We start from the raw sequence: 7,858 nt of genomic DNA on the forward strand, positions 1-7,858 counted from the left end.
GCCTTGTCCAGAGCGGCGGCATGCTGAGTGCCGTCGGACTCCTTGACTCGCCAAACGGCTTGATGCCCTCGATTGAGCACGGACGAATCTGATCGTTTGATAGTCAGGTCTCCCGGCCCCTAACGACGCGTCGCCGGCCACCCACCTCTCGAGCCCGACGAGACGTGACGGGAACGATTCATTGGGACAGCGCCTCAACGGCTTCGCTAGGACGGGCGGCAGGCTGCTGCGGGGAGAGCCAAGAAGAACATAACACAAGACCTCGCGGAACGACGGTCCTGGGTTGGTGCGGAAAAGCACACATCCTCAACAACTTACCGCGTCTGCGATCGAGATCGATGATCAACCTGGATTTTTGCGATCTTCGTGCTACATTATGTCAGTTTAGTGCAGCGCGAAGATCACAAAAAGTGCCGACCCCTCACAGCGCCCCGGCTGGCGTCCGCCGGGCCCTCCGCAAGCTCGGGGCGGATATTCAGGACGCGCGCAAGCGGCGTCGGCTGCCGATGGCCGTTGTCGCCGATCGCGCCTTCACGTCCAGGACAACCCTGCAGCGGATCGAGGCCGGCGATCCCAGTGTGGGGATCGGCATCTATGCTGCCACCCTGCAGGCCCTCGGCCTGCTCGAGGGCCTGGCTGACGTCGCGGATCTGACCCGAGACCGGGTGGGCCAGGCTCTCGCCGCAACAGAGCTTCCCAAGCGCGCTCGTCCACGGCGAAAAGCCAAATCCAATGCCTGATGTAGAAGTGCACATCGATCTGGACGGCACTGCGCGGCCGGTCGGGCTTCTCCGTCGGCATGTCGTCCGACGGACGGAGACGGTTACGTTCGAATACGATCATGCATGGCTCGCCGACAATAACCGCTTCTCGATCGAGCCTGCTCTGATCTTTACCCGCGGCGTGTTTCCGACTCAGGGCAAGCAAGCCATCTTCGGATCGATTGGAGACTCGGCTCCTGATACCTGGGGGCGGCGGCTCATGCAGCGTTCCGAACGCCGTCTGGCCGAAAGAGAACAGCGTCCGGTCCGCACGCTCACCGAAGCGGACTATCTGCTTGGCGTTTCCGACGAAGTCCGTCTCGGAGCGCTTCGCTTTCGCTGGACCAATAATCCGGAATTCCAGGCGCCGTCCCGAGCCGGTGTCCCTCCCCTCGTAGAGCTTGGGCGGCTACTTCAGATCACCGAGCGCATCCTGCGCGATGAAGAGACCGAGGAGGATCTCCAACTCATTTTCGCACCCGGATCGTCCCTGGGCGGAGCCCGCCCCAAGGCGTCTGTCATCGACCAGCATGGCTATCTCGCCATCGCGAAATTCCCGAGGGAAACAGATGACTACAGCATGGAGACCTGGGAAGAGATTGCACTGCGGCTGGCCGACCGCGCCGGAATCGTTACGCCCCATCACCAGCTCATCGAAGTCGCGAACAAGCGGGTCCTTCTGTCCCGCCGTTTCGACCGGCGCGAGAAGATTCGCATCCCGTTTCTCTCAGGGATGTCGATGATCGGATCCGCCGATGGCGAGCGCGGCAGCTATCCCGAACTGGTGGATGGCCTCACGCGCTACGGCGCCAACGCCAAGGCGGACGCCGCGGCTCTTTACCGACGAATGGTATTCAACGTTTTGATTTCGAATGTTGATGACCATCTGCGCAATCACGGCTTTCTCTGGCTCGGCAAGCGCGGCTGGACGCTGTCTCCCGCCTACGACCTCAACCCGACCCCAACCGATGTGAAGGCGCGCATCCTCACGACCAATATCGATCTCGACGAAGGCACCTGCTCCATCGACCTCGTCGAGAGCGTTGCGAACTATTTTGGCCTGAACATTCCCGCCGCACACAACGTCATCCGCGAGGTCGGGCAGGCGGTCGCCGGCTGGCGCGCTGTCGCCACGGCTGTCGGAGCAGGATCGTCGGAGATCAACCGAATGGCCAGCGCGTTCGAGCACGAAGACCTGACGAAAGCGCGCACGATGTGACGAACTATGGTGCTCCACGAATGGATGGGGCGGATTCCCACTCCGGCGGAGCAACGTCGGTTTGGAATGGACATGTCGGTCTCAGGAACATGACGATCGATTCCGCAAGTCCTTTGTCGTGCGCGAGGTCATCGGCCGCCGTGACGTTGGTTTGTCGAAGCCTAACCGCATGGACACGCTTGTCGGAATAACGGCGCTGTTCCGAACAGGGCAGGCATCGCTTGCGCCGAACCGGATGCCAGAATGTGGTTTGCTGTTTGCGTGGCAATGTCGTCGGCTCGAAGGCAATGCAAATGTCACAGCGTGCGCAATCGCCGCCGCGTCGGCCGCCAGGCGCTTCTCCCGGGCGCGCTGATCGGCAGCCCGAACGGTGGCGCCCCCCCATAAGCGTTGCTTTGGATTGGCGCCCATGACTTCACGAGCGAGGCGAGACCCTCTTCGGCTGCCGGCAGGGGTTGACTTCTAAAGAACAAAATAGGAACATGCATCCAACCCGGTCAACCGGAAACGGGTTGTCCAAGCGAGTTCACAGTCGGGGTTCGGGATGGCGGAAGTCACCTACTTCGTCGCGTTGCCGTTCATCGCCGCGGACGATGGTGTCGCGCCCGGCGAGCCGGTCGAATGTTTCAGTCCTAACGCAGCGGTGATGCGCGCCGAAGCGCTGTCGCGCAAGGCTGGCCACATTGGCGCGGTCGCCTTTAGCCGCACGGGAGATCCTGCGATCGGTGATTTTGGTGATGCCGAGATCATTCGAACGTTCGGTGACGTACCTGACGACCTGAGCACGCTGTAGGCGGGAATGTGTAACCTCTACGCGATGGTCAAGAACGTCGACGCGATCCGTCGCTTGTTTGGAGCTCTCAATAGCCGCGTAGGCAACCTGCCCAGCATGCCCGGCATCTTTCCCGACTATCCGGCACCGATCGTGCGCAACTCGCCCGACGGCCGCGAGATCGTCATGGCACGCTGGGGCATGCCGTCCTCGCAGCGGGCGTTGATGGACGCCACCAAAAGGCGGGCCGAAAGGCTCGAGGCCAAGGGCAAGCCGGTCGATTTCAAGGAATTGCTCCGGATGGAGCCGAACAGCGGCAGCACCAATATCCGCAACGTGAACAGCGCGCACTGGAGACGCTGGTTGGGCTCGGAGCACCGCTGCCTGGTGCCGTTCACGTCGTTCAGCGAATACGACACCATCGACGGCAACAAGGTGCCGGTCTGGTTCGCTGCCGACGAGAACCGTCCTCTTCTCGCCTTCGCCGGCCTCTGGACGAACTGGACCTCCGTGCGCAAGGCCAAGGAGGGCGAGATCACCGCCGATGTCTTCGCGTTCCTGACCTGCGCACCGAACGCCGAGGTAGGCCTTGTCCATCCGAAAGCGATGCCGGTGATCTTGACGACGACCGAGGAGCACGACGTCTGGCTGCGCGCTCCCTGGGACGAGGCCAGGGCACTGCAGCGTCCGCTCATGGACGGCGCATTGAAGATCGTCGCGCGCGGCGACAAGGAGGATCCTGCGCTGGCCGCCTAGGTCTTGCGTAAGGGCGCGGCGAAACAGGTGGATAAGCGCGAGCCACCCCGATTTCGAATCCCTGCCCTGTGCTAGCAGCGCCGGAACGAGGGGCGATCTCATGGATTCGTCTCCGACAAGGAGCGATCTTCGATGCTGATGCGGAAGGAACGAAGGCCCGCCATCCGAACGCTGCACGGATGGGCGATCTCAGTGCTGAATGAAGCGGGCGCCATCTGCGAGTGCGAGGTGCATGGTTGGCAGCAGGATCGCGCCGATCCGCACGCCCACGAGCGAGCCTTCGACGTTGCGCGCCAGGATCCGCCGCCCGGCATCTCGCCGCAGGCGGCGGCCGTGGCGGTCGCCGAAGTTCTCGACTCGATCGGAGACACCTGCCCCGAATGTCCGCCTGAATAGAAGGGCTGGCGCCGAGCCTCGGCGCCGGCTGCACCACATGCCCGTGTAACCTCCCGCAGCGGCGTGAGGCGGCGCCTCGCAACAGGGACACGCGGTGCTCCTGGGGTCCATTTCAAATTTGTTCCGAAGGCGTCAGTCACACGTTCGAACAGGGTCGAGTGCGCCATGAAATCAATGACTTAGTCGAATGCGCTCGGTCGGTTCAAGCTCCACAAACTCACGAAAATATTTCAGCCGTGCCGAAGAATCTGCGGCAGTGGGCCGACGCTACAGCAGCGTTCGGCTCGGAGGGGATGAAAGCGGCCGCGACGAACGCCTCGATAATCGTACAAGCCACCGAAGCATCGATGTCTCGGCTGCTTGGTCACGCGATGCTGTTTGCGTACGAGCGGCCGCTGTGCGCGCCAGAAGTGCGATTTGAGCTGACCGTGCTGCCAAAGCGGCAACTCCTCCACAATCTACCTACATCTGTTCGGCGAGGTGCGAGCGAGCACTGCTGTCAGCCACAGCCCTTGCCGCGCGCGCCACCTGGGCCACGAGTGGATCGATGTCCCGATCACGCAATCCGAACATCCAGTAGCGCAGCGGAACCTCGAATAGCCCAATACGAACGAGGCCGCCCGAGGCCAACAGCGGCTTCGCCGCCCGCTCGGGCACAAGACCGATATATCGACCGCCTTGCAGAGCGGAAATGACCGCCATGCTGGACGACAACTTCAGCCGCGGGTGAGCGAGGCGGCTCGCATCCACACGGTGCGCAGCGAACGCTGCAACAAGCGCCGGCGTCAAGTCGGTCTGCTCCCAGAGTACCGGTGCCTGCTCCGTCAACTCGGTCCACTTGACGGCGTCAGGGACTTGCCGCGCGCGCTCACGAACGCCGCACAATATCATGCGATCGGCGAACACGCCGACCTGACGGAATTGGGGATGGCTCGGCATCACGCAAGTCACGCCGACATCGGCGGTGCCCCGCATCACCCATGCAGTCACCTCATCGACAGTACCGCGCACAAGATCCATTTGCACGGGAAACGTGGGGTCGACGTGCGCCAGAAGTTCCGGCATCCAGAAATCGTAGGCATTCGCGGTACAGGCCACCATCGCGGATTGGCCGGCCGGGCGCCGGCTTTCGACGCGTCTGATCGTCAGATCGACATCGCGCAAGATGCGCTCCGCCTCGTTGAGCAGGACCTGACCGGCTTCGGTTAGTACGAGCCGCCGTCCCGAGCGGTCAAACAGCGAGACGTCGTGTTTTTCCTCGAGCTTCTTGATGGAAACGCTGATCGCCGATTGGGTAAGGCCCAGCCGTTCAGCGGCATGGGTAAAACTTCCGAAGTGCGCAGCTTCGAGAAAAATCCTCATTTGCTCGAAGGTCATGCAACCTCCTCATCTTCGGTCGGCGCCGACGTCCTCGCGAGCCGCCGCGAAACAATTTTCAGCGGTCGCCGCCGTGAAATCAGTCAGCCGTCCTTCTTCCGATGAATTTCGCTTATCTCGGCACGTGAGACGAACGACATCGGGCCGCCTTCATTGATACACTTCAGCGCCCATGAATTAAATATATGAGCAGCCAATTTCCGCCCTGAACTCGGGCAATCTTTGACAATTTAACAATCAATCGCGCTTCCATTTAAGGCAAACGCCGCGCGTCGCTCTGCATCGCTTATCTTGGCGCGGTGCTTGCTATTCCCCGTCTCAGGCACCTCGCTGATCGACAGGGATCGAAAATGACAACTGGCACATCTGCGACTCCTGATGCATCGATGCCGGCCGGACGTTGCGCTGGTTGTGCCCGGACCGGAATTGGCAGGGCCGCGTGATGGAGTTCGGCATTTGGCTTCCAGTATATGGCGGATGGCTGCGTTCGCTGGACACGCCCACCGCGCCCGACGTCGCGTCGTGTCTTGCGATCGCGCAGCAGGCGGAAGCACTCGGCTTCGACTTTCTTTACGCGTCGGAGAATCTCCTAAATTGCATCCACGGTCCTGGCGAGAGCGTCGCCGACGCCTGGAGCATTCTCGCCGCCATCGCCGCGGTCACGAACAAGGTTGGACTGTGCGGCGCGGTGAAACCGGGCTTCCGTTCCCCCTTCCTCGTCGCCCGCATGCTCGACACCTTGTCGAAAATCGCGGAACGGAGGCTGGGCATGAATATCGTCTGCGGATGGTGGAAAGAGGAATTCGACCTTTCCGGCGTCGACTGGCTCGATCATGACGGCCGTTACAACCGGGCCGCGGAATTTCTGCGCTCGCTATACGGACTGTTTCAGCCTCCAGCCGTGATCCGGGACGCGAGCGAGACAGGATCCGACAGCGACATCGAGATCGGCCGGGCTCCAAGCTACGGCCTGGACCAAAGCGCGCTGCCGGAGGTCTGGATCGCCGGACATTCCGACCGGGCCGTGCAGATGGCGGCGGAATGGGGCCACTGTCTATTCCTCAACGGCATGGGCGACGACGAACTCAAGCGGCGGATCGAGACCGTTCAGCAAGAGGCCAACAGCTGGGGCAGGAACGTCCGTGTCGCCGCCAACGCCTATGTCATTGCGACCGAAGCAGCCGAACAGGCCAGGCAACGCTGGAAATCGGTGGTCACGCGGCGCAATTCCCAGACCATCGATTTCTTCCGCAAGGTGATCGCCAAGTCCGGCGCCGCCGCCTGGGCCGCGCTGGACGAAGAGCAGATGGTGGATTCGAACGCTGGCTTCGAGCTTGGCCTGATCGGATCCTTCGAGGATATCCGCCAGCGCATCCCCAAGCTGGAGGCGATCGGGCTCGACCGCATCGTCTGCCAGTTCGACGATCCGATGCGCGACGCCGGCCCCTTCATGAAGAACGTCATCCGGCCGCTCCGTGAGAGCCGAACCATCGAACTTGCGGAGTAGCCAGCATGTCCAGTGATGCCGCCGTCTGCAGAAAGCCCGCTATGAACACCTCGACTGAGGATCTTACCCGGACGTTCAAGGAGTTCTTCAGCCGGCTCGCCTCCGGCGTTTGCGTGGTGACGTTCTGGCGAGGCGGACGTCTGCACGGTTTCACGGCAACCTCCGTCATCTCGGTATCGCTGCGGCCGCTGCGGGTGCTGTTCTGCGTCTCGCAGGCTAGCGAAAGCTATTCCTGCCTCTCGGCTGGATCTGTTCTCGGCATTTCGATCCTCGACGCGGGGCAGCGCGCCCTTTCGGACCGGTTTGCCAGCAAGGTCGCGTTCGGGGCCTACGACGACGTGAGGATCGCCGAGGGCGACCAACCCGCGCCGGTCCTCGAGGGAGCGCTCGGCCACATCACTGCGGTCGTCGGCGCAATGATCCCGTCTGGCGACCACGCCATCGTGCTCTGCGACGTCACCTCGGCGAATGCAGAAAGCGACGGGACCCCATTGCTTTACTGCAGACGCACCTACCACAGCCTACGCCACCACCCGTGAACCCTGGGAGATATCGCAATGGATAAATCAATCTTTGCCGCGATGCCGGCGCTGACGCCCACTCTCGGGTTCGCGTCGATGATCGGATTAGGCCTGTTTTCACTGGCCCTGTCCTACGGGGTCAAGACACTGCTGGTTCGCAACACGCATGATTTCATCATCGCCGACCGCCGCGTCGGTTTCGGCTTCGGCGTCGGATCCGTCATCGCAGTCTGGACCTGGGCAATGGCCGTCATGATGAGTTCGGCAATGACGTTCAAATGGGGCCTGTCGGGCCTGTTCTGGTTCGTCGTTCCGAACGGCTTCGCCGTGATGGCCATGATCCCGTTCGCGCGCATCCTGCGCAAGAACATGCCCGAAGGCTACACCATCTCGGAATTCATCCAGTACCGCTTCAACCGCTCGAAGGTTGCCACAGCGATCGTGACCGTGACGATGATCTTCGGCATCATTCTGGAGATCCTCATCAACCTGAAGGGTACCTCGGTGGTGGTCTCGACCGTTTTCGGCATCGACTGGAGGGTCGCCACC

The 7,858-nt window shown here is 62.0% G+C and carries 8 protein-coding genes and 1 pseudogene; 8 read left to right on the forward strand and 1 reads right to left on the reverse strand.

What is annotated here, in order from left to right; all coding sequences use genetic code 11:
• Positions 1–410 precede the first annotated feature (410 nt).
• The 5 genes from WCB02_RS08915 to WCB02_RS08935 all read left to right on the forward strand — a co-directional run bounded on the left by WCB02_RS08915 (position 411) and on the right by WCB02_RS08935 (position 3,904).
• Positions 411–740, forward strand: coding sequence for a hypothetical protein (locus WCB02_RS08915; RefSeq protein WP_423957609.1), 330 nt, complete (start codon positions 411–413; stop codon positions 738–740).
• Entirely contained in the window at positions 733–1,980 is a 1,248-nt protein-coding gene (locus tag WCB02_RS08920) for a type II toxin-antitoxin system HipA family toxin (protein ID WP_423957596.1), read from the forward strand. Before WCB02_RS08915 ends, WCB02_RS08920 begins: the two co-directional genes overlap by 8 nt.
• 544 nt (positions 1,981–2,524) lie before the next feature.
• Entirely contained in the window at positions 2,525–2,773 is a 249-nt protein-coding gene (locus WCB02_RS08925; RefSeq protein WP_423957597.1) for a hypothetical protein, read from the forward strand.
• Positions 2,774–2,779: 6 nt separating this feature from the next.
• A complete protein-coding gene (locus tag WCB02_RS08930; RefSeq protein WP_423957598.1) occupies positions 2,780–3,508 on the forward strand; it encodes an SOS response-associated peptidase in 729 nt (242 codons plus the stop codon).
• A 132-nt stretch (positions 3,509–3,640) separates the two neighbouring features.
• Complete coding sequence (locus tag WCB02_RS08935; RefSeq protein WP_423957600.1) at positions 3,641–3,904, forward strand: hypothetical protein; 264 nt, start codon at positions 3,641–3,643, stop codon at positions 3,902–3,904.
• 462 nt (positions 3,905–4,366) lie between these two features.
• Here WCB02_RS08935 and WCB02_RS08940 read toward each other — a convergent pair whose 3' ends face one another.
• Positions 4,367–5,281, reverse strand: a complete 915-nt coding sequence (locus WCB02_RS08940) for a LysR family transcriptional regulator (RefSeq protein ID WP_423957603.1) — start codon at positions 5,279–5,281, stop codon at positions 4,367–4,369.
• A 442-nt stretch (positions 5,282–5,723) separates the two neighbouring features.
• On the opposite strand from WCB02_RS08940, the gene WCB02_RS08945 reads away from it, so the two are divergent.
• From WCB02_RS08945 to WCB02_RS08955, 3 genes and pseudogenes are all read left to right on the forward strand, one after another.
• Positions 5,724–6,788 (forward strand): LLM class flavin-dependent oxidoreductase, encoded by a 1,065-nt coding sequence (locus tag WCB02_RS08945; protein ID WP_423957605.1) that lies wholly within the window; start codon positions 5,724–5,726, stop codon positions 6,786–6,788.
• A 5-nt stretch (positions 6,789–6,793) separates the two neighbouring features.
• The gene (locus WCB02_RS08950) at positions 6,794–7,327 is read left to right on the forward strand and encodes a flavin reductase family protein (RefSeq protein WP_423957607.1); all 534 of its coding nucleotides are present in this window, start codon (positions 6,794–6,796) and stop codon (positions 7,325–7,327) included.
• An 18-nt stretch (positions 7,328–7,345) separates the two neighbouring features.
• Positions 7,346–7,858: pseudogene (locus tag WCB02_RS08955) on the forward strand (sodium:solute symporter); the annotation flags it as partial.

Origin of the sequence: Bradyrhizobium sp., assembly GCF_049581145.1 — a bacterium.
In the GTDB taxonomy this organism is placed as follows: domain Bacteria; phylum Pseudomonadota; class Alphaproteobacteria; order Rhizobiales; family Xanthobacteraceae; genus Bradyrhizobium.

Bases quoted from the DNA above. Each gene is read 5' to 3' on its own strand.
- WCB02_RS08920 (WP_423957596.1), top strand. From the start codon at position 733: ATGCCTGATGTAGAAGTGCACATCGATCTGGACGGCACTGCGCGGCCG.
- WCB02_RS08925 (WP_423957597.1), top strand. From the start codon at position 2,525: ATGGCGGAAGTCACCTACTTCGTCGCGTTGCCGTTCATCGCCGCGGAC.
- WCB02_RS08930 (WP_423957598.1), top strand. From the start codon at position 2,780: ATGTGTAACCTCTACGCGATGGTCAAGAACGTCGACGCGATCCGTCGC.
- WCB02_RS08935 (WP_423957600.1), top strand. From the start codon at position 3,641: ATGCTGATGCGGAAGGAACGAAGGCCCGCCATCCGAACGCTGCACGGA.
- WCB02_RS08940 (WP_423957603.1), bottom strand. From the start codon at position 5,281: ATGACCTTCGAGCAAATGAGGATTTTTCTCGAAGCTGCGCACTTCGGA.
- WCB02_RS08945 (WP_423957605.1), top strand. From the start codon at position 5,724: ATGGAGTTCGGCATTTGGCTTCCAGTATATGGCGGATGGCTGCGTTCG.
- WCB02_RS08950 (WP_423957607.1), top strand. From the start codon at position 6,794: ATGTCCAGTGATGCCGCCGTCTGCAGAAAGCCCGCTATGAACACCTCG.